Origin of the sequence: Limnohabitans curvus (genome assembly GCF_003063475.1) — a bacterium.
GTDB classification, from domain to species: Bacteria; Pseudomonadota; Gammaproteobacteria; order Burkholderiales; family Burkholderiaceae_C; genus Limnohabitans; species Limnohabitans curvus.
Genome location: NZ_NESP01000001.1, coordinates 800850 through 825317, shown reverse-complemented (window position 1 = coordinate 825317; position 24468 = coordinate 800850). Strand labels below are relative to the sequence as shown.

The 24468-nt window shown below is 57.5% G+C and carries 23 protein-coding genes; 10 read left to right on the top strand and 13 right to left on the bottom strand.

Annotated elements, in window-relative coordinates:
* Positions 1–50: 50 nt before the first annotated feature.
* Positions 51–596, bottom strand: a complete 546-nt coding sequence (locus tag B9Z44_RS04140; RefSeq protein ID WP_108358113.1) for a phasin family protein — start codon at positions 594–596, stop codon at positions 51–53.
* 196 nt (positions 597–792) lie between these two features.
* Between B9Z44_RS04140 and cysM the strand changes: the two genes are divergently transcribed.
* Together cysM and B9Z44_RS04130 are read left to right on the top strand one after the other, a co-directional pair.
* Positions 793–1695 (top strand): cysteine synthase CysM, encoded by a 903-nt coding sequence (cysM, locus tag B9Z44_RS04135; RefSeq protein ID WP_108358112.1) that lies wholly within the window; start codon positions 793–795, stop codon positions 1693–1695.
* Positions 1692–1919, top strand: coding sequence for a sulfurtransferase TusA family protein (locus B9Z44_RS04130; RefSeq protein WP_108358111.1), 228 nt, complete (start codon positions 1692–1694; stop codon positions 1917–1919). The genes cysM and B9Z44_RS04130 overlap by 4 nt, the downstream gene beginning before the upstream one ends.
* Here the strand turns inward: B9Z44_RS04130 and galU are convergent.
* The gene (galU, locus tag B9Z44_RS04125; protein WP_108401780.1) at positions 1906–2805 is read right to left on the bottom strand and encodes a UTP--glucose-1-phosphate uridylyltransferase GalU; all 900 of its coding nucleotides are present in this window, start codon (positions 2803–2805) and stop codon (positions 1906–1908) included. The genes B9Z44_RS04130 and galU overlap by 14 nt on opposite strands.
* A 39-nt stretch (positions 2806–2844) precedes the next feature.
* Entirely contained in the window at positions 2845–5772 is a 2928-nt protein-coding gene (locus B9Z44_RS04120) for a valine--tRNA ligase (RefSeq protein WP_108401779.1), read from the bottom strand.
* A 180-nt stretch (positions 5773–5952) separates the two neighbouring features.
* Between B9Z44_RS04120 and B9Z44_RS04115 the strand changes: the two genes are divergently transcribed.
* The 3 genes from B9Z44_RS04115 to queF are packed head-to-tail and all read left to right on the top strand — an operon-like array spanning position 5953 to position 9234.
* The gene (locus tag B9Z44_RS04115) at positions 5953–7548 is read left to right on the top strand and encodes an ABC transporter substrate-binding protein (RefSeq protein WP_108401778.1); all 1596 of its coding nucleotides are present in this window, start codon (positions 5953–5955) and stop codon (positions 7546–7548) included.
* Positions 7549–7606: 58 nt separating this feature from the next.
* Positions 7607–8389, top strand: coding sequence for a peroxide stress protein YaaA (gene yaaA / locus B9Z44_RS04110; protein WP_108401777.1), 783 nt, complete (start codon positions 7607–7609; stop codon positions 8387–8389).
* Positions 8389–9234, top strand: coding sequence for an NADPH-dependent 7-cyano-7-deazaguanine reductase QueF (gene queF / locus B9Z44_RS04105; RefSeq protein WP_108401776.1), 846 nt, complete (start codon positions 8389–8391; stop codon positions 9232–9234). The genes yaaA and queF overlap by 1 nt, the downstream gene beginning before the upstream one ends.
* 11 nt (positions 9235–9245) lie before the next feature.
* On the opposite strand, the gene nosR is transcribed toward queF, so the two are convergent.
* The 4 genes from nosR to dinB are packed head-to-tail and all read right to left on the bottom strand — an operon-like array spanning position 9246 to position 13883.
* Complete coding sequence (gene nosR / locus B9Z44_RS04100) at positions 9246–10319, bottom strand: response regulator c-di-GMP phosphodiesterase, NosR family (protein WP_158268525.1); 1074 nt, start codon at positions 10317–10319, stop codon at positions 9246–9248.
* A gap of 2 nt (positions 10320–10321) precedes the next feature.
* Positions 10322–11743, bottom strand: coding sequence for a sensor histidine kinase (locus B9Z44_RS04095; protein WP_108401775.1), 1422 nt, complete (start codon positions 11741–11743; stop codon positions 10322–10324).
* A 1-nt stretch (position 11744) separates the two neighbouring features.
* Entirely contained in the window at positions 11745–12605 is an 861-nt protein-coding gene (locus B9Z44_RS04090; RefSeq protein WP_108358103.1) for a phosphate/phosphite/phosphonate ABC transporter substrate-binding protein, read from the bottom strand.
* Between the two features lie 54 nt (positions 12606–12659).
* Positions 12660–13883 (bottom strand): DNA polymerase IV, encoded by a 1224-nt coding sequence (gene dinB / locus B9Z44_RS04085; RefSeq protein WP_108358469.1) that lies wholly within the window; start codon positions 13881–13883, stop codon positions 12660–12662.
* Positions 13884–13982: 99 nt separating this feature from the next.
* On the opposite strand from dinB, the gene B9Z44_RS04080 reads away from it, so the two are divergent.
* Positions 13983–14171, top strand: a complete 189-nt coding sequence (locus B9Z44_RS04080; RefSeq protein ID WP_108358102.1) for a 4-oxalocrotonate tautomerase — start codon at positions 13983–13985, stop codon at positions 14169–14171.
* Here B9Z44_RS04080 and B9Z44_RS04075 read toward each other — a convergent pair.
* From B9Z44_RS04075 to argH, 6 genes are all read right to left on the bottom strand, one after another.
* A complete protein-coding gene (locus B9Z44_RS04075; RefSeq protein WP_108358101.1) occupies positions 14168–14686 on the bottom strand; it encodes an anti-sigma factor domain-containing protein in 519 nt (172 codons plus the stop codon). The two genes, B9Z44_RS04080 and B9Z44_RS04075, sit on opposite strands and share 4 nt — an antisense overlap.
* 14 nt (positions 14687–14700) lie before the next feature.
* Positions 14701–15855: an alpha-hydroxy acid oxidase gene (locus B9Z44_RS04070; protein ID WP_108401774.1), complete on the bottom strand. Its 1155-nt coding sequence runs from the start codon at positions 15853–15855 to the stop codon at positions 14701–14703.
* A gap of 99 nt (positions 15856–15954) precedes the next feature.
* Positions 15955–17196 carry a hypothetical protein gene (locus B9Z44_RS04065; protein WP_108401773.1) on the bottom strand — a complete coding sequence of 414 codons (1242 nt, stop codon included), beginning with the start codon at positions 17194–17196 and terminating at the stop codon, positions 15955–15957.
* Between the two features lie 49 nt (positions 17197–17245).
* The gene (locus tag B9Z44_RS04060; protein WP_108401772.1) at positions 17246–18169 is read right to left on the bottom strand and encodes a 1-phosphofructokinase family hexose kinase; all 924 of its coding nucleotides are present in this window, start codon (positions 18167–18169) and stop codon (positions 17246–17248) included.
* Complete coding sequence (locus tag B9Z44_RS04055; protein WP_108401771.1) at positions 18166–18642, bottom strand: DUF2127 domain-containing protein; 477 nt, start codon at positions 18640–18642, stop codon at positions 18166–18168. Before B9Z44_RS04055 ends, B9Z44_RS04060 begins: the two co-directional genes overlap by 4 nt.
* Before the next feature lies 1 nt (position 18643).
* Positions 18644–20092: an argininosuccinate lyase gene (argH, locus tag B9Z44_RS04050; RefSeq protein ID WP_108401770.1), complete on the bottom strand. Its 1449-nt coding sequence runs from the start codon at positions 20090–20092 to the stop codon at positions 18644–18646.
* 230 nt (positions 20093–20322) lie between these two features.
* Between argH and hemC the strand changes: the two genes are divergently transcribed.
* Genes hemC through B9Z44_RS04030 form a run of 4 tightly spaced genes read left to right on the top strand, consistent with a single transcriptional unit; the run spans position 20323 to position 24437 of the window.
* Entirely contained in the window at positions 20323–21198 is an 876-nt protein-coding gene (hemC, locus tag B9Z44_RS04045) for a hydroxymethylbilane synthase (protein WP_245912831.1), read from the top strand.
* A 17-nt stretch (positions 21199–21215) separates the two neighbouring features.
* Complete coding sequence (locus B9Z44_RS04040) at positions 21216–22052, top strand: uroporphyrinogen-III synthase (RefSeq protein ID WP_108401769.1); 837 nt, start codon at positions 21216–21218, stop codon at positions 22050–22052.
* Complete coding sequence (locus B9Z44_RS04035) at positions 22049–23137, top strand: uroporphyrinogen-III C-methyltransferase (RefSeq protein WP_108358466.1); 1089 nt, start codon at positions 22049–22051, stop codon at positions 23135–23137. Before B9Z44_RS04040 ends, B9Z44_RS04035 begins: the two co-directional genes overlap by 4 nt.
* Position 23138: 1 nt before the next feature.
* Positions 23139–24437 carry a heme biosynthesis protein HemY gene (locus B9Z44_RS04030; protein ID WP_108358095.1) on the top strand — a complete coding sequence of 433 codons (1299 nt, stop codon included), beginning with the start codon at positions 23139–23141 and terminating at the stop codon, positions 24435–24437.
* Positions 24438–24468 lie beyond the last annotated feature (31 nt).

Sequence of the window (24468 nt, the reverse complement as noted above, 5' to 3'; positions counted from 1 at the left end):
AAAAATCCCCGTGTAAACAAATACACGGGGATTTTTTTTAGAACGACGATTTAAGCGCGTGCTTTACGACGTGCAGGTGCCTTGGCCGCCTTAGGGGCATGCTCTTTCAGTTTGGCAATGCCTTCTTGGGCCAACTCGGCTGTTTTCTTGGCATTTTTACGGGCTTCAGCCAGTGCTTTGTTACCAGCATCAACCGCGGCTTTGACCGCTTGCACGGCTGCTTCAGAGCCTTCAGGTGCTTTTTTCAGGTTGTCATTGATTGCTTTGTTCGCCGCCGTATGGGCTTGGTCAAAGTGGCCTTCTGCAAAAGCAGTGGCTTCAGCTTGAAACTGTTGGCCCAACTCGAAGGCCGTTGCTGCAAAACCTGCCAAGCTCTTGGCAGATGTTTCCAGCTGTTCTTTCAACAGAGCAATCGCTGCAGTGGGGTCTTTCACTTCTAAAGCAGAAGTCAGTTGGTCTTGTGCCAACTCAGCATTGACTTTGGCTTGTTCGAGCGCCAACTCAGTGATGCGTTCCACTTGTGCGAACGACAGGTTCGCCAATTCAAAAGCGGCTTGCACAGAGGCTTCAACTTGGGGTTTGATTTGGTTTTGCATGTTTATTCCTTGGGTGATTGAATTTGATAAAAGAATGTTATCGACCAATTTGGGAAAAACAACGGTATTGATGCGCTTTAGAGCCAGTGCTCTAGCGGCCTTTCGTGGGGAAATAGGAGCAGTCTGTGGACTTTTTGAACCCTCGATCCAGTGATGGCGTACTACTTATGGCACAGTGTGGGCTATGAGTTCACACATGATTTACCCCACGATCGAAGACGCAATTGGTAAGACACCTTTGGTTGCCCTGCAGCGCATCGGTGCTGCTGATAACGCCAAACGCAGCAACGTGATTTTGGGCAAGCTCGAAGGTAACAATCCCGCTGGTTCTGTGAAGGATCGACCCGCGTTGTCAATGATTCAGCGGGCCCAAGAGCGCGGCGACATCAAGCCTGGCGACACTTTGATTGAAGCCACCTCCGGCAACACCGGCATTGCACTGGCCATGGCGGCGGCTATCAAGGGCTATCGCATGGTGCTCATCATGCCCGAGGACTTGTCGATTGAACGCGCGCAAACCATGAAGGCCTTTGGGGCTGAGCTGATCTTGACGCCCAAGAGCGGCGGCATGGAATACGCCCGCGACTTGGCCGAGCGCATGGCCAAAGAAGGTAAGGGCCGCGTGCTGGACCAATTTGCCAATCAAGACAACCCACGCATCCACTACGAAACCACTGGCCCCGAGCTGTGGGAGCAAACGCAGGGGCGCATCACGCACTTCGTGAGCGCCATGGGGACGACCGGCACCATCACCGGCGTGTCGCGTTATTTGAAAGAAAAGAACCCCGCCATTCGCATCATTGGCGCGCAGCCTTCCGAAGGTTCGCGTATTCCTGGCATTCGCAAATGGCCGCAAGAGTACTTGCCCAAAATCTATGACGCCAGCCATGTGGATGAGTTGGTCTATGTGAGCCAAGACGATGCCGAAGACATGTGCCGACGCATGGCGCGCGAAGAAGGCATCTTTGCTGGCATATCCGCCGCGGGTGCATGTTGGGTGGCGATGCAAATTGCGCAGCAGGTCGAGAACGCGACGATTGCTTTTATCGTCTGCGACCGTGGCGACCGCTACTTGTCCACAGGAGTGTTCCCAGCATGAACATCGACGTCGAACTGGACACGCGTGGCCTGAACTGCCCGCTGCCGATTTTGAAAGCCAAAAAGGCACTCACCGCCATGACGAGTGGTCAGGTGCTGAAAGTGGTGTCGACCGACACCGGCTCATTGCGCGACTTTGCGGCCTTTGCCAAACAAACGGGCAATGAGCTGTTGTCGCAAACCACCGAGGGCAGCGACTTCATTCACATCCTCAAGCGACGTTGAATGAAGCGACGTTGAGTTGCTTGAGGTAGTCGCGGAATTCAGCGCCGACTTCGGCGTGTTGTAAGGCAAGCTCGACGCTGGCTTGCAAGAAGCCCACTTTGCTACCGCAGTCGTAACGCTTGCCTTCGTACGAATAGGCCAACACTTTTTCAGTGGCCAGCAAACCGGCGATGCCGTCGGTGAGTTGAATCTCACCTTGTACGCCACGGCCGCCTGCGCGGATGCGCTCGAACACCGCAGGGGTCAAGATGTAGCGGCCAGCCACGGTGGTGCGTGAGGGGGCCACTTCGGCTTTGGGCTTCTCCACCATTTGCTGGATGTCCACCAAACCATTACCGATGTCTTTACCTGCCACCACACCGTAGCGGTGAACGTGCTCTAGGGGCACTTCTTGCACAGCCAACACAGAAGACTGTGTGCGCGCAAACACTTCAGCCATTTGCTTCAACACGCCAGGGCCACCTGGTTTGCCACGCATCAAGTCGTCGGCCAGCAACACAGCAAAGGGCTCATCGCCCACCAAGTGCTCAGCACACAACACGGCATGGCCTAAGCCCAGCGCGCGTGCTTGGCGCACGTAGACGCATTGCATGTCGTCGGGTTGCACGCTGCGCACGATGTCGAGCAGGGCTTGCTTGCCAGCGGCTTCGAGTTCGGTCTCCAACTCGTAGGCCATGTCAAAGTGGTCTTCGATGGCGCGCTTGCTGCGGCCTGTGACAAAAATCATTTCACGAATGCCAGCCTCATAGGCCTCTTCCACTGCGTATTGGATGAGCGGCTTGTCCACCACAGTCAACATTTCTTTGGGGCTGGCCTTGGTGGCGGGCAAGAAGCGTGTGCCCATGCCGGCAACAGGAAACACGGCTTTGGTGAGAGCTTTGGTCATAGGTGTGAATTTGATAGTTTTGCCAAGTTTATCGAGGCTTTATTTCTGCAGTTTGACAAGCTGCTCTTGCACCTTGGTCAGCGTGGCGGTGAACTCGGCTACACGCTTCTTGGCTTCTTCAATCACTGCGGGGGGTGCTTTGGCCACGAAGGCTTCGTTGCTGAGCTTGGCACCCGCTTTTGTGATTTCGTTTTGCAAACGGTCCACTTCTTTGCCCAAACGAATCTTCTCGGCGGCCACGTCCACTTCGATGAACAAACACACACGCAACTCGCCAATCACGGCCACGGGCGCTGCTTGTGCAGCGGCAGACCATGCGGCCTCGTCGTCAAACACTTTGACTTCGCTGAGTTTGGCCAAGGCTTGCAACACAGGTGCAGCACCTTGCATGAAAGCGAACTCATCTGCATTGCCAGCCAGCGCAAACAAAGGCATGCGGGTGGCGGGCGACACACCCATTTCACCGCGCAAGTTGCGACAGGCGTCCACCAACGATTTCAAGCGTGCCACATAGGCCTCGGCTTGTTCGTCAATGCGCTCAGGCTGGCTCACGGGGTAGGCCGCAATGCTGATCGACGCAGCTTTGTCGTCGGCCTTGATGCGGCCTGCCACCACCGCCACGGTTTGCCACAGTTCTTCGGTGATGAAGGGGGTGATGGGGTGAGCCAAACGCAGAATGGTTTCCAGTGTGCGAATCAAGGTACGGCGCGTCGCGCGTTTTTGTGAGTCGTCACCGGTATTGATTTGGACTTTGGCGATTTCCAAATACCAATCGCAGAACTCGTTCCACACGAAGTCGTAAATCGTGTTGGCCACGTTGTCGAGGCGGTACTCGGCAAAGCCTTTGGCCACTTCGGCTTCCACGCGTTGCAGCTTAGAAACGATCCAGCGGTCGGCTTGACTGAAATTCAGATAGCCATGTGCTGGGCCACCCACAACGCACTCGGCTTTGGTGTGTTCTTTGAGGCCGCAGTCTTGGCCTTCGCAGTTCATCAACACAAAGCGTGAGGCGTTCCACACTTTGTTGCAGAAGTTGCGGTAGCCCTCGCAGCGCTTGCTGTCAAAGTTGATGCTGCGACCCAATGAGGCCAGTGCCGCAAACGTGAAGCGCAGCGCATCGGCACCGTAGGCAGGGATGCCTTCGGGGAATTCTTTTTCGGTTTGCTTGCGCACCTTGGGCGCAGTCTCGGGTTTGCGCAGGCCTTGGGTGCGTTTGTCCAACAAGGGCTCTAGCGTGATGCCGTCAATCAAGTCCACTGGGTCAAGCACGTTGCCCTCAGACTTGCTCATCTTCTTGCCCTGTGCATCGAGCACCAGGCCGTGGATGTAGACGTGTTTGAAAGGCACTTTGCCGGTGAAGTGGGTGGTCATCATGATCATCCGGGCGACCCAGAAGAAAATGATGTCGTAGCCGGTCACCAGAACGCTGCTGGGGAGGTACAGGTCGTAGTCGGGCGTCTTCTCGGGCCAACCCATGGTGCTGAACGGCACAAGGGCTGATGAATACCAAGTGTCCAGCACGTCTTCGTCGCGCTTGAGCGTCTTGCCGGGGGCTTTGGCCTGTGCTTCGGCTTCATTGCGGGCCACGTACACCTTGCCGTCTTCGTCGTACCAGGCCGGGATCTGGTGGCCCCACCACAGTTGGCGCGAGATGCACCAGTCCTGGATGTTGTTCATCCACTGGTTGTAGGTGTTGATCCAGTTTTCAGGCACGAACTTGACTTCACCCGATTGCACGGCGTCAATCGCTTTTTGCGCAATGCTCTTGCCGGTGGCGTCGCCTTGGCCGACCTGGTTCATGGCGACGAACCATTGGTCAGTCAGCATGGGCTCGATCACCTGGCCCGTGCGGGCGCAGCGGGGCACCATGAGTTTGTGTTTTTTCACCTCGACCAAAGCGCCAGCGGCTTCGAGGTCGGCCACCACAGTCTTGCGGGCCACGAAGCGGTCCAGGCCTCGGTATTTCTCGGGGGCGTTGCTGTTGATGGTGGCGTCTAGGTTGAGCACGCAAATCATGTCCAGCTTGTGGCGTTGGCCGACTTGGTAATCGTTGGTGTCGTGCGCGGGCGTGACCTTGACCACGCCGGTGCCGAAGGCCTTGTCCACGTAGTCGTCCGCAATCACGGGGATGGTGCGGCCGCACAAAGGCAGGTTGACCTGCTTGCCGATCAAAGCGCTGTAGCGTTCGTCTTCGGGGTGCACCATCACGGCCACGTCGCCCAGCAGGGTTTCGGGGCGGGTGGTGGCCACGGTCAGGCTGCCGGAACCATCGGCCAAGTCATAGCGGATGTGCCACATCGAGCCGTCTTCTTCTTCGCTCTCGACTTCGAGGTCAGATACCGCGCTCATCAGCACCGGGTCCCAGTTCACCAGGCGCTTGCCACGGTAGATCAGGCCTTGTTCATAGAGCTGCACAAAGGTTTCGGTCACGGTCTTGGACAGCTTGGGGTCCATCGTGAAGTATTCGCGGCTCCAGTCCACGCTGTCGCCCATGCGGCGCATCTGGCTGGTGATGGTGCTGCCCGATTCCTCTTTCCACTCCCAGACCTTGCTCACAAAGTTCTTGCGGGCTTCGGCAGGCGTGGGGCCCATGTCGTGGCGGCTGATGCCTTTGGCCTGCAGCTGGCGCTCGACCACGATTTGCGTGGCAATGCCCGCGTGGTCGGTGCCGGGAATCCAGGCGGTGTTGAAACCAGACATGCGGTGATAGCGCGTGAGCGAATCCATGATGGTCTGGTTGAACGCGTGGCCCATGTGCAGCGTGCCCGTCACGTTGGGCGGCGGCAGCTGGATGGCAAACGCGGGTGCGTCAGCCGCTGGTGCGCCTGTGCCGCGGAAGCCAGCGACGCCATAGCCGCGTTGTTCCCACTCGGGGCCCCAATGGGCTTCTAAGGCGGCGGGCTCGAACGATTTGGACAGGCGCTCAAGGCCGGGTTGTTCGAGAGGGAGGGCGGGCGTGTTGCTCATGAGACTGGCTTTTGCAAAAGAAAAACGGCAGCACAGGGCAGCCGTTGAACGCTGTTAGCGGGGATAGGTCATTTTACCTAGGTGCGGGCTTGCCAAATCAGAGACCCGTCCACACACGAGGTAGAAATATATGAGTAAAAATAGCCTCATAAAAATCATTAAAATTAAGTGAATTGAATCATGAAGAACTTCATATTTCGCGCCTTGCTTGCTGGTGTGTGCGTCTCCAGCGCGTTGGCCGCCACAAAAGACCTGGTGTATTGCGCAGAGGGCAGCCCCGAGTTCTTTTCGCCCAGCATCAACCATTCGGCCACCTCGTTTGATGTGACGCAACAAATTTTTGACAACTTGGTCACGTTTGAATCCGGAACGACCAACCTCAAGCCGGCCTTGGCCACGCACTGGCAAGTGTCGGAGGATGGGTTGACATACACCTTTTTCTTGCGACGCGGTGTGAAGTGGCAGTCCAACGCCTTGTTCACGCCGAAGCGTGATTTCAATGCCGACGATGTCATCTTCACGCTGGAACGTTCTTGGAAGCCAGAGCATCCTTATTTCCACGTCACGCACCAAGACCACCCGTACTTCAACGACATGGCCATGGGGGAGGTGCTCAAACACATTCGCAAGGTCGATGACTACACCGTTGAATTTGTCTTGACCGAGCCGGTGGCGCCCTTCGTGGCGAACTTGGCCATGTCTTGGGCGGGCATTCAGTCGGCCGAGTACGGGGCCGCCATGCACGCGGCGGGTACGCCCGAACAGTTTGACCAAGCGCCTCTGGGCACTGGGCCATTTCAGTGGCGCGCTTACCAAAAGGACAGATCAATCGTTTTCACGGCTTTTGACAAACATTGGGCGGGTCGTGCCAAAGTTGATCGCCTGACCTTTCTGATTGACACCGACCCCTCGGTGCGTTGGGCCAAATTGCAAGCAGGGCAGTGCCATGTTTTGGCGTATCCCAATCCCGCAGACATGCCGCAGATGCGCCAAGATATGCGCGTCAAAGTGTTGAGCCAAACCGGATTGAACGTTGGTTTCTTGGCGTACAACATCAGCAAAAAACCGTTCGACGATGTGCGTGTGCGTCGCGCCTTGAACATGGCCATCAACAAACGAAAAATTTTGCGAACGGTCTACCAACACACCGCAGTTCCCGCCATCAACCCCATGCCACCGATTCAATGGGCCTACAACCGCGAGGTCGAAGACGATGTGTATGACCCCGAAGCCGCCATGAAGCTGTTGGCGCAAGCCGGCTATCCGAAGGGCTTCACAACCGATGTGTGGGCCATGACCGTGCAACGCCCCTACATGCCCGACGCGGTGAGCGTGGCCAAGTTGATCCGCGAAGACTTGGCTGAAATCGGTGTGAAGGTCGAGATCAAAAGCCCTGAATGGACTGACTACGTGCGCGGCATGAAAACCGGCGAGCACCAAATGGGCTTGTTCGGCTGGGGCGGGGACAACGGCGATCCCGATAACTTTTTGAACACCTTGCTGGGTTGCTCTGCCATGAATGGCTTCAATGTGGCGCGTTTTTGCGATGCGGATTATGACGACTTGGTCAAGCAAGCCAAACGTTCGTCCAACAAGCAAGAGCGCGCAGATCTCTACCAACGCGCCCAAGTGATTGTCAAAGCTCAGGCCCCCTGGTTCACCATTGCGCACACGGTGCAGTTCAAAGTGGTGCGGCGCGAGGTGGAGGGGTTTGAGCTCAGTCCCTTGGGACGGCTCAGTTTCCATCGCGTCTTTTTGGGGCAGCCCAGCCCGTGACGCGGCTATTTGGCCCCATCCATAATTCAGGCTTCCTCGTGAAGCCTTTTTGTGCCCTATGTTGTTTCTGCTCTCACCCGCCAAAGCCCTTGACTACGACACCCCTGCAGGTGACGTGCCGCACACGCAGCCGCTGTTTGTGCAGCAGTCTGCCGAGTTGATTGACATCCTCAAAGACAAATCGCCGCAAGACATTGCCAGCTTGATGCACTTGAGCGATGCGCTTGCTAGCCTGAACGTGGCGCGCTACCAAGCGTGGCGCCCAAAATTCACAGACAAAAATGCCAAGCAAGCCGTGCTGGCCTTCAATGGCGATGTGTACGAAGGCTTGGACGCCAAAACCTTGAAGCCCAAAGACTTGGATTGGGCGCAAGAACATGTGGCGATTTTGAGTGGCCTCTACGGCGTGCTGCGCCCCCTCGATTGGATGCAGCCGTATCGTCTAGAAATGGGTACGGCGTTGGCCAACGACAAAGGCAACAACCTGTACAAGTTTTGGGGCACACAGATTGCCGACTATTTCAACGAACGCTTGAGCGCTGAGCGCGAGCCCATCATCGTGAATTTGGCGTCGCAAGAGTATTTCAAATCGGTAGACCGCAAGGCCTTGAAAGCGCGCGTCATTGAATGCGTGTTTGAAGACTACAAAGGCGGCAAATACAAAATCATCAGCTTCAACGCCAAGCGCGCGCGTGGCTTGATGACGCGCTATGCCGTGACCCACCAAGCCAAAACGCCCAAGGCCTTGGAAGGCTTCAACTTAGAAGGCTATGCGTTTGACGCCGCTGTCTCAGAGCCGGACCGCCAAGTGTTCCGCCGTAAATTGGATGGAATGAATTGATGAATACCCCTGAACAATCGCAGCTTGGCAAGTCGTCGTCGTATGTGGACCAGTACGACGCGTCGTTGCTGTTTCCCATTCCACGCCAAACCAAACGTGACGAAATTGGCATCACCGGCCAGCCACCCTTTTTTGGTGCTGACTTGTGGACGGCGTATGAACTGAGTTGGCTCAACACACGCGGCAAGCCGCAAGTGGCTTTGGCGCGCATCACCGTGCCCGCAGAGTCCACGCACATCATTGAGAGCAAGTCGTTCAAGCTGTACTTGAACAGTTTCAACAACACGCGCATCGACGACATTGCTGAATTGCAAACCCGTTTGCGCCAAGATTTGAGTGCCGCCATTTGGCAGGGCGAGCCCGTCAAGGCCAGCGTGGGCGTGCAACTGGTGCTGCCTGAGAACTTTGACCGCGAGCCTGTGCACGAGTTGGACGGCCTCAGTTTGGATCGTTTGGATTTGGACTGCGACCAATACCAACCCAACCCCGAGCTGCTGACCGCCAATTTCAACGAAGCACCCACCACCGAAACATTGACCAGCAACTTGTTGAAAAGCAATTGCTTGGTCACAGGCCAACCCGACTGGGGCAGTGTGCGCATCAGCTACACCGGCCCGCAAATTGACCAAGCCGGTTTGCTGCGCTACATCGTGAGCTTTAGAAACCACAACGAGTTCCATGAGCAATGCGTGGAGCGCATCTTCATGGACATCACACGCCGCTGCAAACCGCTGCGCCTGGAGGTGTATGCGCGTTACACACGCCGCGGTGGCTTGGACATCAACCCTTGGCGCACCAGCCATCCGCAGGCCGTGCCATCGAACGTGCGCACGGCACGCCAGTGATCGCAGTGGTGTCAGCCGCCTAAGGCTTTCACAAACACGTCCGTCATCTCGGGGCAAAACAAGGTGCCCTTGTTGCTCAAGATCACGCGCACAGCGTCGGCGGGGCTGCTTTCTGCTTTGGCGTAGTCGCCCGATTGCAGCTCTTCGTAGGCTTCCACGATGGCCACAATGCGTGCGCCCACTGGAATCTCGTTGCCGGTCAGCGCATCTGGAAAACCCGTGCCGTTGAAGTACTCGTGGTGTGAACGAATGATGGCGGCCACGCCTTTCATGTCGTCCAGCGTGTTGAGTGTGGTTTCGCCCATGAGGCAGTGGGTGCGATACACCTTGGCATCGGCCAGTGGCAGCTCGATGAATTTGGTGTTCAGCACGCGGTCGCTCAAACCAATCTTGCCAATGTCGTGCAACAAGCCCGCGATGTACACCGATTGACACGCGTCATCGCTCAAGCCCGCCAGTTTGGCCATCTTCATAGACAGCGTGGCGACGCGGCGTGAATGTGGCAGCAAATCGGGACGACGCAACTCTAGGATGTTGGAGAACGCTTTGATGGAGGCCACATAGGCTGCACGCAAATCTTGGGTGCGCTCTTGCACGCGGGACTCCAGCGTGTCCACCATTTCATTGAGCGATTCTTTTTGCGCCACCGTCAACGCTTCTAAGCGATCATGCTCGTTGGCCAAGGTGCCAAACGCGATGGCCGACTTGATGGTGCCCAGCAACTCCGCATCGTTCCAGGGTTTGGCGGTGTAGCGGTAAATTGCCCCTTGGTTGATGGCGTCAATCGCACCCGAGACATCGGATGCACCCGTCAGCATGAGGCGCATGGTGTGCGGCCATTGCTGGCGCACTTTTTCAAGCAGTTCTGTGCCGTCCATCTGCGGCATTTGCATGTCCGAGATGATGACGTTGATGGGTTCTTTCGCCAGCAAGTCCAAGGCTTGTGCGCCGCTTTCTGCGGTGAACACCTCAAAGCCTTCGAGGGACAACATGCGACGCAAGGCCGACAAGATGTTGGGCTCGTCGTCCACGCACAGCACTTTGTATTGGCTGGCATCAAACGATTCATTGCTAGAAGAAGTCATGGTCATCCTTTGGCCGCTGGGCGTTTGATGGGGAGGGTGATTTTGAACGTGGTGCCCACGCCAACAGTGCTGTCTACCGTGAGTGTGCCGCCGTGCTGCTGGATGATGTTTTGTGACACCGAAAGTCCAAGGCCTGTGCCCGTGCCCGGGTCTTTGGTGGTGAAAAACGGGTCGAAGATTTTTTTCAAAATCTCGGGCGCAATGCCTGGCCCGTTGTCTTGCACCTCAATCCACACCTGTTCGTGATTGCAGGCGGTGCGAATGTCAATCACGCCCATCTTGCCCGCGGGCATGGCTTGTGCGGCGTTCACGATGAGGTTCAAAAACACTTGGTCAATTTGTGACGGTGCGCATTCCACCAAAGGCAAATCGCCCAATGTCAAACGCACATCGGCACGGTCTTTGAGTTGGTTGCGCGCAATGTTGAGGGTGGACTTCAAGCCCACCTGAAGGTCAGACGCCACATAGTGCGTGGCTGCATTGGTGCGTGCGTAGTCTTTCAAGTCTTGGATGATGGCCTTCACGCGGCCCACGCCTTCTTGCGTTTCTTTCAGCAAGCTTTGTAAATCGTCGCGGATGAAGGCGTAGTTGAGTTTCTTTTTCAACGCAGCCATTTCTGCGGGGTCCGTTGCGGGTGCATCCAGCACCTTTTCGTACACCGCCAAATATTTTTGCAGCGTGGTCAGGTTGGACGACACGTAGCCCACAGGGTTGTTGATTTCGTGGGCCACGCCTGCAGCCAGTTCACCGAGCGAGGCCAGTTTTTCAGACTGCACCAAGCGCTTGGTGGCTTCGTCGAGTTGGGCCTCAAACATGTGGCCGCGTTGCACCACGGTGAAATAAGCGCGCCACAAAAACACGCCCAAAATGAGAATGCCCGACACCACCGAAAGCGCCGAAAGCAGCAGCGTTTGTTGGCGCAGGCTGACCAAGTCGGCGCTGTCGAGTTCGTTGTAGGTTTGCAGCCGCACCCAGCCCAAGTCAGAGCCCAAGCTCACTTTGGCCCAGGTGGTGATGAAGGCGTGGTCGCGCGATTGCAGCAGCGCTTGCTCGGTTTCTGGGGTTTGTATCCAATCGGGATCAAACACCAAATGCGGCTCTTGACCCGGCTCACGTTTGAGGGCCGATAGCACCTTGCCTGCGGTGTCGGTCAAGATGACCGAGGCCACTTCGGCATTCGACATGGTTTGCACAATGCGCGACTCGACCGAGGCGTAGTCTTTCAGCACCATCTGGTCGGCCACCGCCACCAATAAACCTTGTGTGAGGTTGTGCGAGGTTTGAAACTTACCTTCCCACAACAAGCTTTTGGATTGGTAATACGCCGCCAGCCCTGAACCAATTTGCAGCAGCGCCAACGCCAGCCCAATCAAGAGGGCAGGCTTGATGCTTTTCCACTGCGCAGAACTCAGGCGTTGCAGCATGTCACTGGCCACTCAGAACCAAAAACTTGTCCAGCTGCAAAGACTCCAAAGGCTTGTAGTGTTTGGCGTAGGTGACGGCTTGCGGTTTGTGCAGGTTGATGCCGTCCAGCAGTTTGCGTCCGTCGTCGTCTTGTGTGAGCTTGAGCATGGCCTTCAAGAAACGCTCACGCACAGCCGCGGGCACCGAGGGGTGCGTGGCCACGGGGTGGGGCGTGTAGGCGGGGGTTTCAAACAGCACGCGCAATTGCTGGCGCACCTCGGGGGCTTCGTTGTCTAGCGTGTTGTTCACGCCACCGCCCGCCAAGGCGTCTTTGCCAATCACGGAGCGGTACACATTGCTGTGGGTTTTGACGAACACGGGGTTGATGTCGATCTTCTTTTTGGCCAATTCCGCACGAATGAGCAACGAGGCGGCAAATGCGTTGGGGGCTGGAAATGACACGTTTTTGCCCTTCAACTCGTTCAAGCTTTTGATGGGGCTGTCTGCGCGCACCACCAAGATGCCGGTGAGCAAGTCTTCGCTGTCCGCCAGCAAAGGTTGGTACTTTTTCTTTTGGTGGGCCAACACGGCGTGGTAGGGGTTGAGAAACACAAACTCGGGCTCGCCCTTGAGTAGCTTTTGCTCAAACTCTGGGATGGTGGGCGAGACACGCAACTCAAAGCACAAGCCCGCTTCTTGGCCCACGCGTTGCAACAAAGGCGACCAGGTGGTGTAAATCTTGGCGGCGGTGACCTGTGGCACCACGTCAAAGGTGTAGACCTTGGTGGTGCTTTGATCGCCCAAACATGCAGCTTGGGCGGCGCTGCTGATCAGCAACGCACAAGCGAAAAGCCCAACGAGATGTCGTCTGAAAGCGCGCATTTGGCAAAACCCATTTTGATTGATTTTGTTATTTTCGCTTGAGTTGTGACTTTATCAATTCTGTTCAGATTCATCCCCAAACAACGACTCGGTATAGGGCTGTGCGGGTGTTTCTTCGGCGCGTGAACCTTGCGCTTGCCAGTCTTCAATTTTCATCAACGAGCCCACGCGAACGCCCAGCAAACGCAGGCGGCGTTTGAGGTCGACGCGCTTCAGGCATTGGCCTGCGGCTTGTCGTATGGCGGGGGCTTGGTGGATGTAGCTCTCGAGCGTTTGGTCGCGCGTGACGCTTTGAAAGTTGTCGTAGCGCAGCTTGATGCCAATGGTCTTGCCCACATAGCCTTTGCGTTGCAAGTCGGCGGCCACTTGTTCGCACAGTTGGGTGAAGATCGCACCCAAGGCCTCGCGGTCCCGCACGGCGTGCAGATCGTGTTCAAACGTGGTTTCGCGGCTGATGCTCACGGGCTCACTGGCGGTTTCAATCGGGCGATCGTCTTTGCCGTGTGCGGCGTCGTGCAGCCAGGCGCCGTAGCTTTTGCCGAAATGCTGCATCAGCCACACGCGGTCGCGTTCCGCCAAGTCGCCAATGGTGTGAATGTCGTGTTGGGCCAGCTTGGCTTCGGCCTTGGGGCCAATGCCATTCACTTTGCGGCAGGGCAGGGGCCAAATCATGTCTGTCAAATCAGCGTCGGTGACGATGGAAATGCCATTGGGCTTGTTGAACTCACTCGCCATTTTTGCCAGCAGTTTGTTGGGCGCCACGCCCACCGAGCAGGTGAGGCCGGTGTCGTCAAAGATGGCTTTTTGAATCAAGCGCGCCAACACGCGGCCACCTTCGCGTTGGCCGCCCGGCACGTCGGTGAAATCGATGTACACCTCGTCCACGCCGCGGTTTTCCATCAACGGTGCGATGTCGGTGATGATGGCTTTGAAGCGTTGCGAATAATGGCGGTATTGGTCAAAGTCCACGGGCAGCAGGATGGCATCGGGGCAGAGCTTGGCCGCCTTCATCACGCCCATGGCCGAGCCCACGCCGAACTGTCGCGCGGCATAGGTGGCGGTGGTGATGACGCCTCGGCCTGTGTAGCCCGAGAGGCGCGGAAAGAAAGCGAGCGGTATTTCGTCGAGTTTGTCTTCGGACCACGCGTGTTCCGGGTGTTCTTGGCGCAAGCGTTCCAGCATGTCGTCTACGCGGCGGCGTCCACCGCCAATCACCACAGGCAAGCCCTTGAGCTGCGGGTAGCGCAGCAGCTCGACGGAGGCGTAAAAAGCGTCCATGTCGAGGTGTGCAATGCGGCGGATTTTCAGAGGGGTGGATTCAGACAAGGTCACAGCAGGCAAGCATAATCGCAGCCACTTTGAACTCCAGGAGAACCCATGCCTACCATTCGCGTTGAATTGCTTGAAGGTCGCACACCAGAGCAAAAGAAAGAATTGGCGAAAGCCTTGACCGAAGCCACTTGCCAAACTTTAGGCAGCAGCCCCGCTGCGGTGGATGTTTTGTTTTTTGACATTCCCCGCCACGACTGGGCCACCGGCGGTGTGCCTTGGAGCGAGAAGCTCTAAATCGCTTTTTGAACCAACCAGCCTTTGAACAACCAAGGCTGTCGTGGTTTGCCGTCACGCGGACCACGGTCTTTGTTCTCGACGCTGATGCCTAAGGCGCGTGCGCCTTCAAGGGCTTGTGTCGGCACATCAAGCTGTTGGGTTTTGTAGCGGTCCGTGAGAACACCCAACAAGCGAGGCACATCACCTTCGGTGATGGCCCACACATGCAAGCTTTGCTCGCGGCCTTCTTTGACGTCGTTGAGGCGCTGCACTTGCAGCTTTTGGTTTTTGGGGTCGTAGGTGAGCAGCATGGCAGCGGCTTGTTGCTCATCTAGCAGCACAGCCACTTCGCGCACCTGAGGTATTTCCACCAGCTTGGCTTCCAAGTGGTGAACTTGCGCCTTGAGTTGCTCATACATGCTGGCGCTGAAGGCCCAACCAATGAACACCACAAGGACCAAAAAAATACTCAGGGCACGCCACCAAGCGCTCACGCCGGTGGACTTGGGGGATGTGGTTGTGTCTTCGCTCATCCCTCAAGTGTGCCTTAAGCCTTAGGGAAGGTACCCGGCAGCAAGATGTTGGTGTTCACGTTTTGGATGTTGGTGTGACCGCAAAACGCCATGGTCACATCCAGCTCTTTGTGGATGATTTGCAGCGCTTTGGTCACGCCTTCTTCGCCCATCGCCCCGAGGCCGTACACCATGGCGCGACCAATCAGCACGCCGCGTGCGCCCAAGGCCCAAGCTTTGAGCACGTCTTGGCCTGAACGAATCCCGCCGTCCATCCACACCTCAATTTGGTCGCCCACGGCTGCCACGATGGCGGGCAGCGCTTCGATGCTAGATTGCGCACCGTCCAATTGGCGACCGCCGTGGTTGCTCACCACAATCGCGTCGGCGCCGCTTTGCGCGGCCAGCTTGGCGTCTTCCACGTCTTGAATGCCTTTGAGGATGAGCTTGCCACCCCACTGGGCTTTGACCCATGCCACGTCTTCCCACGACAGGCGGGGGTCAAACTGTTCGTTGGTCCATGAGGACAGCGACTTCATGTTGCTCACGCCTTTGACGTGGCCCACCAAGTTGCCAAAGGTGTGACGGCGTGTGCCCGCCATGCCCAAACACCAGCGGGGCTTGGTCATCAGGTTGATGATGTTGGCGATGGTGGGGCTGGGTGGCGCGGTCAGGCCGTTCTTCAGGTCTTTGTGGCGTTGACCAATCACTTGCAAATCGAGGGTCAGCACCAAGGCGCTGCACTTGGCTTTGCGGGCGCGCTCGATCATGTTGGACATGGCTTCGCGGTCGCGCATCATGTAGAGCTGGTACATGAAGGGGGCGGTGGTGGCCGCGGCCACGTCTTCCATGGAGCAAATGCTCATGGTGGACAAGATGAAGGGGATGCCAAATTTTTCAGCAGCGCGGGCGGCTTTGATTTCGCCATCGGCGCTTTGCATGCCGGTCAGGCCTACGGGGGCAATGGCCACGGGCATCTTCACATCGAGGCCGACCATCTTGGTGGCGGTCGTGCGGTTTTCCATGTTCACCGCCACGCGCTGGCGCAGCTTGATTTTTTGGAAGTCTGCTTCGTTAGCGCGGTACGTGCCTTCGGTCCAGCTGCCAGAGTCGGCGTAGTCATAGAACATGCGGGGCACGCGTTTTTCGGCCAAAACGCGCAAGTCTTCGATGTTGGTAATCACGGGCATGCAAGGTCTCCTAAATGTGAACGCATGGTAGCCCGAGGTGCGGGTTAGGCTCTGTGAAGAGTGCGACAGCAAGGATGAAAAAAATTACAGCGTCGATGATTAATAGCTAAAGCCAAGACGAAGTCCTAAGCCGTTTCCTTTGGCGTTTGCCGCTGTGTGGGCATATATCTGATCGTTTTTCGATGTGGTCCACTGAATAGAGGTGTAAATGCCTCGTTCCCAATCATGTCGCCATGTGACGGATGTGCCGCGCTGTACAAACTTGACATAGTTTGGGTCTGTGTATGACTCCAAACCGTTCATGCCGACTAAATCCCAATTGTGTATGTAGCGTGATACGCCCAGTCCAAGCGTATTCTGCCCATTCAGCTGATAGATGAGTTCTAAGGACCTAGACTCGCGCAGCATTGTGGTGTCCAAAATTTGCGTGTAGTCAGGGGGTGAGTCGAGAGACTTTTGGTTCGTTTTGCTGCTCAATATGGATGCACGTAAATTGACTTTCTCAGCCGGGTAAAAGCTAACGCCTAGGTACCAAGTGCTATTTCTTTGAGCTCTGTAGCCCCCATCATCACGGTTGTTTTCTTGGTGTGCAGCCAGCCAACTGAGTCGAAATTCAGAAGCGTTTTCTAAATTCAAAACATTCAGTGACCAACCCCAACGGTGATTGACTGCGATGCCATTTGTATTGACGACGTTTGAGAACTCGTCAGGGCTGTAACCAAAAACTTTCGGTCGATATACGCCCAGCATTGTTTGAATGTGATAGCGGCTGGGTGTGAAGATGAAATAAGACTGTAGCCCTGGCGCTGATAGCGTGGCTGAGTTGGTCGTTTGGGTCGTACAAAAAGGGTCATTCTCTCGAATCCATGGCGAGTCGACCTCATAAGTGCGGCACCAGCTAGTTTTGTAATCAACAACGCCAACTCTCAATCCAAACTTGGGCGATACGTGGTAATCAAAATGCAGGTCATCTAGTTTCAAACCAACAGACTGTTCGCCGCGTGCTTTGTAGGTCAAGGCAAGATTGGAGTGGATGGTCCATTGCCCTTCGGTCTTGACCCAAGCTGTGGCGTTTTTGTAATTCCACTTGGTGTTGCTATTTGCTAGAAATAAATTGTCTACGCCCCGAAGTTTGGCTTCAGATTTCTCCGGGGTGCGCAAATCCCAAGTGTCGGCCCCCATCTGCACACTGAAGCTAATGGGTCTGTCCGTGTAGGGGTCTTGCAGCCGTGTATCGGTTGCATGGGCTACATGTATGTTGGCCCATCCACTCAGCAGAATGACGCTCAAACGGCCCAACCAATGCCGCTGTGTTTTAAATATGCTTAGAAATTGAAACATGTCAAATTCTATGCATTAATAAGTATTACTTTATTTATTTTTGACGGTTCTAAATATGGCTTAATTTGAGTCGGTGTACGTCTTCTGCGGCGCAGAGCGACGTCCCGGGTGACATGAGGGCGGCCGCTCCTGCGGCCATGGCGAACTGAAAAGCCTCGGTCAAGTGACTGCCTCTACCCAGGGACCAGACCATTCCTGCCACAAAGCTGTCACCCGCGCCAATGGTGGTCTTTACATTCACTTGGATACTTTTGGCGTGCCATTGCGCGTCAGCACTGACCACCATGGCGCCATCTGCACCTAATGAAACAGCCACAATTTCAGCCTGTTTACTTTGGACCAGTTGCTGAGCTGCGGCGATTTGTGAGGTTGCATCAGGCAAAGGTTGACCTGTCAGGTCGCGCAGCTCACGCAAGCTAGGCTTGAACAAATACACGCCGACCTTCAGTGCTTGGGCCAACGCTGGGCCGTTGGTGTCTAACACCACCCGAACGCCGTGCTGCTTGGCCAAAGCAGCCAAGCGCGCATAAAAATCAGTGGGTACCCCAGGTGCTAAACCACCGCTGATGACCAAAAATTGTTTGGGCAGGTGCTGCGCCACATAGTCAAAGCACGCCTCAACTTCAGCGGCTGACACCTGAGGGCCGGGCAATACAAAGCGAAAGTCGTTGCCACTCGATGTTTCGTGGACCGAAAAACTCTCGCGCGTTTCTTCGGCAATAGGCATCACATGGCAGCGCACTTTCTCAGTGCTCATCAACTTGTGATGGCGCTCGCCGGTGACGCCGCCTGCCATATACAAAGCCACGCAGTTCGCGCCCAAGCGGTGCAGCACACGCGCGACGTTCACGCCGCCACCGCCCGGGTGCTTGAGCACCGCGCCGCAGCGCATCTTGTGGGTGTGGCTGACCTGGTCGATGGTGGTCAGCACATCCAAGGCGGGGTTCATCGTGACGGTGAGGATGTCAGTCATGCGTGTGCCTTGTGTTGATGGCGTTGCCACAGGGCGTAGGTGAGATAGCCCACGATGACCGTATTCAATATCACGATGAAGGCGTTCATCCATGAGGGCTCGTCGATGAAATGCACCACCTCAAACGGGATGTAAATGCCGCCCGACAGCGCACCCAAATACTCACCCCAAGCCTTGCCCAGCCAAAGACCCGTGGCCTCGATGAAGCGCAACGCGATGTAGGCCGAGGCCAGCATGACCAACATGTGCACATCGGTGTCTGGCAGCAGATCGGCGTAATGCAGCAACAGGGACGGGTAGTGTGCCTCGGGGTCCAGGCCAAAGCGGCCAATCAGCGTCAAGACCACGGCGCGCACATCGCGGTGCAGCAGGTCGAGCACACCCATCAAACCCGCCAGCGCGGCCAAGCCTTTGGTCGCCTCAAAGGCAGCGATGGCGTGGAGAGCGCTACGCTGACTTTGGTCGTGGGGCATGTCAGGCCAGTCGTTTGTGGTGGCGCTCAATTTGCGCGCGCACCTGTACGGGGGCTGTGCCACCCAAAGTGTTGCGCGCATTGAGTGAGCCGTGCAGGCTCAGGCAGTCGTACACGTCTTTTTCGATGGTGGGGTGAAAGCTTTGCAGCACTTCCAGCGGCAGTTCAGACAAATCGCAGTTGTGGCTGGCGGCGGCCTTCACCGCGTGGGCCACGGTTTCGTGCGCATCGCGGAAAGGCTGGCCTTTTTTCACCAAGTAGTCGGCCAAGTCGGTGGCGGTGGCAAAGCCTTTTTTGGCCGCGTCTTCCATGGCTTGGGCGTTGACGGTGATGCCGCCTTCTTTTTGACCCGTGGCTGGGTTGACTTGGCCGCCCACCATTTCGCTGAAGATGCGCAGCGTGTCTTTGAGCGTGTCCACCGTGTCAAACAAAGGCTCTTTGTCTTCTTGGTTGTCTTTGTTGTAGGCCAGTGGCTGGCCTTTCATCAAGGTGATGAGGCCCATCAAATGGCCCACCACACGGCCGGTTTTGCCGCGTGCGAGTTCGGGCACGTCTGGGTTTTTCTTCTGCGGCATGATGGAGCTGCCGGTGGTGAAGCGGTCGGCAATTTTGATGAAGCCAAAGTTTTGGCTCATCCACAAAATCAACTCTTCCGACATGCGGCTGATGTGCACCATGCACAGCGAAGCGGCGGCGGTGAACTCAATCGCAAAGTCGCGGTCGCTCACGCCGTCCAAGCTGTTTTGGCAGACTTGTGCGTTGCCGTGTTCGTCCACCATGCCCAGCGTGCGGGCCACGCGTTCGCGGTCCAGCGGGTAGGTGGTGCCAGCCAAAGCGGCGCTGCCCAAAGGCAAGCGGTTGGTGCGGCGGCGCACGTCGCTCATGCGCTCGGCGTCGCGTGCAAACATTTCCACATAGGCCAACAGATGGTGTGCAAAGCTCACGGGCTGGGCCACTTGCAAGTGGGTGAAGCCGGGCATGATGACCTCGACGTTTTTCTCAGCCACTTCCACGAGTGACTTTTGCAAATCGACCAACAAGTCGATGATGAGGTCCATCTCGCTGCGCAACCACAGGCGCACATCGGTGGCCACTTGGTCGTTGCGACTGCGGCCGGTGTGCAGGCGTTTGCCAGCGTCGCCCACCAGTTGGGTGAGGCGCGCTTCGATGTTCAGGTGGACGTCTTCCAAGTCGAGCTTCCACTCGAACTGACCGGATTCAATTTCAGACCAAATTTGCGCCATACCTTTTTGGATGGCGGCGTGGTCGTCTTTGCCGATGATGCCTTGGTGGCCCAGCATCTCAGCGTGTGCCAAGCTGCCCGTGATGTCGGCTTGCCACAAGCGTTTGTCAAAGAACACGCTGGCGGTGTAGCGCTTGACCAACTCGCTCATGGGTTCAGAAAACAGGGCGGACCACGCTTGGGATTTTTTGTCGAGTTGGTTTGTCATATGGGTCAGATTTTATCGGGCTGGCGGCCGCTTCCCGCGATGGCTCTTCGCTTTCCTCTTCGTGGGGCGCGTGATCTGCGCGTTCACCGCTTGGGTGCGCCTGCTAACATTTACCGCAATTGATTTCGCCACACGCCTGTCGTGGCTCTGAAAAAGCGAGTTTTGTTTTGTCCACTGCCCCCACCCCCCCCGTTTCCTTGACCATCGCCACCCGCGAAAGCCGTTTGGCCATGTGGCAAGCCGAGCATGTGCAAGCCTTGCTGCAGGCCCAAGGCCACAGCGTGGCATTGCTGGGCATGACCACACAGGGCGATCAAATTTTGGACCGCTCTTTGAGCAAAGTGGGCGGCAAAGGCCTGTTTGTGAAAGAACTCGAAGTGGCCCTCGAAGAAGGCCGCGCCAATTTGGCGGTGCATTCGCTCAAAGACGTGCCGATGGATTTGCCCGAAGGCTTTGACCTCGCCTGTGTGATGACCCGCGAAGATCCGCGCGATGCGTGGGTGTCGTCCAAATACGCGCACCTGAATGATTTGCCACAAGGCGCGGTGGTGGGCACCTCCAGCCTGCGCCGCACCGTGCTGCTGCGCGCCCTGCGCCCCGATTTGAAGATTGAGCCCCTGCGCGGCAACCTCGACACCCGTTTGCGCAAGCTCGACGAAGGCCAGTACGACGGCATTGTGTTGGCCGCTGCGGGCTTGAAACGTTTGGGCTTGGGCGAGCGCATTCGCCATATTTTTGAAACCACCGAAATGTTGCCCGCCGCAGGACAGGGCGCGTTGGGCATTGAGGTGCGCAGCAACCGTGCCGATGTAGCCCAAGCCTTGGCCCCGCTGGCCGATGCCGCCACGTGGCTGACCGTGACGGCTGAGCGCGCCGTGAGCCGCGCCATGGGCGGCAGTTGCTCCATGCCTCTGGCCGCGCACGCCACGTTGACCGATGGCGTGTTGCGTTTGCAAGCCGCTTGGGGCGACCCCTCTGGTGCGCCCGTGCTGCTGCGTGCTGACGCCAAGCAAGCCCTGGATGCGGCTGACCCCGCCTCACGCGATGCGGCCAACTTGCTGGGCGAATCGGTGGCGGTTCAGTTGCGCGCGCAAGGCGCTCACTAAACCTCTCGTTGCTAACCATGCGTGTTGTCATCACCCGACCCGCAGGCGATGCGCCAGCGTGGGTCGATGCGCTGCAAGCCGCTGGCCACCAAGCGCTGGCCTTGCCCTTGATTGAGGTGGGCCCTGCTAGACATTTACAGCCCGTGTTGCAAGCGTGGGCGCAATGGTCTGAATGGCAAGCGGTGATGTTTGTCAGCGCACAAGCCGTGCGCTATTTCTTTGACAGCCAACCAGCGGACCTGCGTGCCGATGCGGGGCAGGTCACAAGCCCCACTTGGGCCACCGGCCCGCGCTGCTGGGCCACTGGACCGGGCACGCACAAAGCCTTGTTGCAAGCCGGTGTGCCCGAAGCGTGCATTGACAGCCCAGCCGCCGACGCGGCGCAGTTTGACTCGGAAGCCTTGTGGCAGCGTGTCGCCGCGCAGGTGAAAGTGGGGCAGCCTGTGCTGATTGTTCGGGGCCATGACGTGTGTTCAGACACGGCAGCCGCACAACCAGAGCCCAACGCCGCACTCACCGGCACAGGCCGCGATTGGCTGGCCCAACAGCTGCAGGCCGCAGGCGCATCGGCTCAGTTTGTGGTGGCCTATGAGCGCCGCGCGCCCGTGTGGTCAACCCAGCAAAAAGCGCAGGCCGCCCAAGCTGCCACCGACGGCAGCGTGTGGTGCTTCAGCAGCTCGCAAGCCATCCAACACCTCGCCCACACCTTGCCCGCTCAAAGTTGGGCCAACGCCCGCTGCATCGCCACCCATGCCCGCATTGCCCAAACGGCGCAGACGCTGGGTTTTGGTGCGGTTCACCTCTCTCGCCCCCATGTCGCGGATGTGCTTCGCTCATTAGAATGTCTGGCATGAAGCCAGAGCACGACGACACCTCCAATCTCCCACCCTTGGGCCCGACGACTGAACCGCTTGCCAACGCCAGCGAGTTCACCAGTCCCCGCACGGACGCCAACACGTGGCTCATCCGCAGCATCGGCGCATTGGCCGTGGTGGGCGCTGTGGGTTCGGGCCTGATGTGGGCCAAGCTCTCGGGCATTCAAGAACAACTGGCGCGCCAAAGCGCTGACACCGGCAGCCAAGCGGTGGAAGCGCGTGTGACGTCCAAACAAGCCGAAGAGCTGGCGCGCGAAACCGCCGCCCGCTTGTCGGTGACCGACGCCAAGCTCAGCGAAGTGGCCTTGCAACGCAGCCAGCTCGAAGACCTGATGCAAAGCCTCTCGCGCTCGCGTGACGAAAACTTGGTGGTCGACATCGAATCCGCCATTCGCTTGGCGCAGCAACAAGCCCAGCTCACTGGCAGCGTGCAGCCTTTGTTGGCCGCGCTCAACTCGGCTGAGCAACGTTTGACCAAAGTCGCACAACCCCGCCTCGCCCCCGTGTTGCGTGCGGTCACCCGCGACATTGAACGCATCAAAGCCACGGCTGTGGCTGACACCCCGGCCTTGCTGTTCAAGCTCGACGAGCTGGTGCGCGTGGTCGACACCTTGCCTTTGCTCAACGCGGTGGGCAATGCGCCCAAAGAAAAACCTGTGCAAGCCGTGCCCACCACGAGCTGGGCCAAGGCCATCAGCATGAGCTGGTGGGAGAAGGTACTGTCTGACGTTTGGGACGACGCTCAAAGCCTGATTCGCGTCAGTCGCATTGGCAAACCCGAAGCCAGCATGCTGTCGCCCGACCAAAGTTTCTTTGTGCGCGAAAACCTCAAACTGCGCTTGCTCAACGCACGCTTGGGTTTGTTGGCCCGTCACTTTGACGCCGTGCAATCTGACATGAAGCAAGCCAACGACGACTTGGTGCGTTACTTTGACATGCAAACCCGCCAAGGCCAAACCACCTTGGCGCTGGCGCGTGAAGTGCTGGCGCAGGCTAAGCAAATTGAAATCCCGCGTGTGGACGACACCATCGCGGCCCTCACCACAGCGGCAGCGGGGCGCTGATATGAAAGCCGCATTGTGGTTTGTTGCCTTGTTCGGTGTGGCCGTGGCCTCGGCCTTGTTGGCCGGTGGTAACCAAAGCACGGTCACCGTGTTTTGGTCGCCTTACCGTGTCGACCTGTCGCTCAATTTGGTGTTGCTGGTGTTGGTGGCGCTGTTTGTGATGCTGCACTTGGCATGGCGCGCCATGTCGGCCCTGTTTGAATTGCCCCACCAAGCCCGCCGCTGGCGCTTGCAGCAAAAAGAGCGTGCCATGCACGCGGCGTTGTTGGATGCGCTTTCTCAGTTGTGGAGTGGCCGCTATGTGCGTGCCGTCAAGTCGGCTGAACAAGCGCTGGCCTTGGAAGCCTTGTTGGCTTCGGTCCGCACGGCAGACGACCCCGCGCCACGGCACACACAACAACTCCGCGCTTTGTCGCACCTGATTGCCGCCGAAAGCGCCCATGCCTTGCGCGACCGTGATGCCCGCGTGTTGCATTTGCAAGCTGTCCTGGCTTTGGGGCGAGAACAAGCAGATGAGGCCGTGGATGAAGCCATCGAGTCTGCCTATTTGGGCGCAGCCCGTTGGGCTTTGAGCGATCGCGATGCCCCTGAAGCGCTGCGTTGGTTAGATGGTTTGCGCCACGGCCCCGCGCGTCGCACCTTGGCCTTGCGTATGCGCCTGAAAGCGACGCGCCTCGACCAACAACACACCTTGGCCCTCGACACCGCACGTCTGCTGGCCAAACACGGCGCGTTTTCTGAGACGGCCGCGCAAAGTTTGCTGCGTGAGTTGGCCGTGGCCAGCTTGAACGAAGCGCACGACAGCGCCCAATTGCAGCGCGCGTGGGATGCGTTGGAGCCCACAGAGCGCGAACAGCCCGAGGTGGTGTTGCATGCCGCGCAGCGCATGCTCAAACTCAGTGGCGAAGCCACCGCCGTGATGCCTTGGCTCACGCCTTTGTGGAATCGCATGGTGCAAAAGCCAGACAGTTGCACGCCTGCTGTTCGCGAGCGTGTGGCCCAAACTTTGGCGCGTGCCTTGGTGTTGTTGCCTGCCGATTCAGATTGGCTGGCCAGCATTGACCGCGCGCGTCAAACCTACCCACGCTGGGTGGAGTTGCAATATTTGGCAGGCCTGGTGTGTTGGCATCACGCCCTGTGGGGCAAGGCGCAGCAAATGCTGGAGCAAGCTGCACCACAGCTCAAAAATCCCGATATGCAGCGCCAAGCCTGGCGCACCTTGGCTCAGCTGGCCGAGCAGAAAGAAGAAACAGCGCGTGCCCAGTTGTGCTGGAAACGCGCCGCTGAGGTGGCCACGTAAACATTGCAAAGCACTTGATCGCTGTACCCTA

Bases quoted from the DNA above. Each gene is read 5' to 3' on its own strand.
- B9Z44_RS04140 (WP_108358113.1), bottom strand. From the start codon at position 596: ATGCAAAACCAAATCAAACCCCAAGTTGAAGCCTCTGTGCAAGCCGCT.
- cysM (WP_108358112.1), top strand. From the start codon at position 793: ATGATTTACCCCACGATCGAAGACGCAATTGGTAAGACACCTTTGGTT.
- B9Z44_RS04130 (WP_108358111.1), top strand. From the start codon at position 1,692: ATGAACATCGACGTCGAACTGGACACGCGTGGCCTGAACTGCCCGCTG.
- galU (WP_108401780.1), bottom strand. From the start codon at position 2,805: ATGACCAAAGCTCTCACCAAAGCCGTGTTTCCTGTTGCCGGCATGGGC.
- B9Z44_RS04120 (WP_108401779.1), bottom strand. From the start codon at position 5,772: ATGAGCAACACGCCCGCCCTCCCTCTCGAACAACCCGGCCTTGAGCGC.
- B9Z44_RS04115 (WP_108401778.1), top strand. From the start codon at position 5,953: ATGAAGAACTTCATATTTCGCGCCTTGCTTGCTGGTGTGTGCGTCTCC.
- yaaA (WP_108401777.1), top strand. From the start codon at position 7,607: ATGTTGTTTCTGCTCTCACCCGCCAAAGCCCTTGACTACGACACCCCT.
- queF (WP_108401776.1), top strand. From the start codon at position 8,389: ATGAATACCCCTGAACAATCGCAGCTTGGCAAGTCGTCGTCGTATGTG.
- nosR (WP_158268525.1), bottom strand. From the start codon at position 10,319: ATGACTTCTTCTAGCAATGAATCGTTTGATGCCAGCCAATACAAAGTG.
- B9Z44_RS04095 (WP_108401775.1), bottom strand. From the start codon at position 11,743: ATGCTGCAACGCCTGAGTTCTGCGCAGTGGAAAAGCATCAAGCCTGCC.
- B9Z44_RS04090 (WP_108358103.1), bottom strand. From the start codon at position 12,605: ATGCGCGCTTTCAGACGACATCTCGTTGGGCTTTTCGCTTGTGCGTTG.
- dinB (WP_108358469.1), bottom strand. From the start codon at position 13,883: ATGGACGCTTTTTACGCCTCCGTCGAGCTGCTGCGCTACCCGCAGCTC.
- B9Z44_RS04080 (WP_108358102.1), top strand. From the start codon at position 13,983: ATGCCTACCATTCGCGTTGAATTGCTTGAAGGTCGCACACCAGAGCAA.
- B9Z44_RS04075 (WP_108358101.1), bottom strand. From the start codon at position 14,686: ATGAGCGAAGACACAACCACATCCCCCAAGTCCACCGGCGTGAGCGCT.
- B9Z44_RS04070 (WP_108401774.1), bottom strand. From the start codon at position 15,855: ATGCCCGTGATTACCAACATCGAAGACTTGCGCGTTTTGGCCGAAAAA.
- B9Z44_RS04065 (WP_108401773.1), bottom strand. From the start codon at position 17,196: ATGTTTCAATTTCTAAGCATATTTAAAACACAGCGGCATTGGTTGGGC.
- B9Z44_RS04060 (WP_108401772.1), bottom strand. From the start codon at position 18,169: ATGACTGACATCCTCACCGTCACGATGAACCCCGCCTTGGATGTGCTG.
- B9Z44_RS04055 (WP_108401771.1), bottom strand. From the start codon at position 18,642: ATGCCCCACGACCAAAGTCAGCGTAGCGCTCTCCACGCCATCGCTGCC.
- argH (WP_108401770.1), bottom strand. From the start codon at position 20,092: ATGACAAACCAACTCGACAAAAAATCCCAAGCGTGGTCCGCCCTGTTT.
- hemC (WP_245912831.1), top strand. From the start codon at position 20,323: ATGTGGCAAGCCGAGCATGTGCAAGCCTTGCTGCAGGCCCAAGGCCAC.
- B9Z44_RS04040 (WP_108401769.1), top strand. From the start codon at position 21,216: ATGCGTGTTGTCATCACCCGACCCGCAGGCGATGCGCCAGCGTGGGTC.
- B9Z44_RS04035 (WP_108358466.1), top strand. From the start codon at position 22,049: ATGAAGCCAGAGCACGACGACACCTCCAATCTCCCACCCTTGGGCCCG.
- B9Z44_RS04030 (WP_108358095.1), top strand. From the start codon at position 23,139: ATGAAAGCCGCATTGTGGTTTGTTGCCTTGTTCGGTGTGGCCGTGGCC.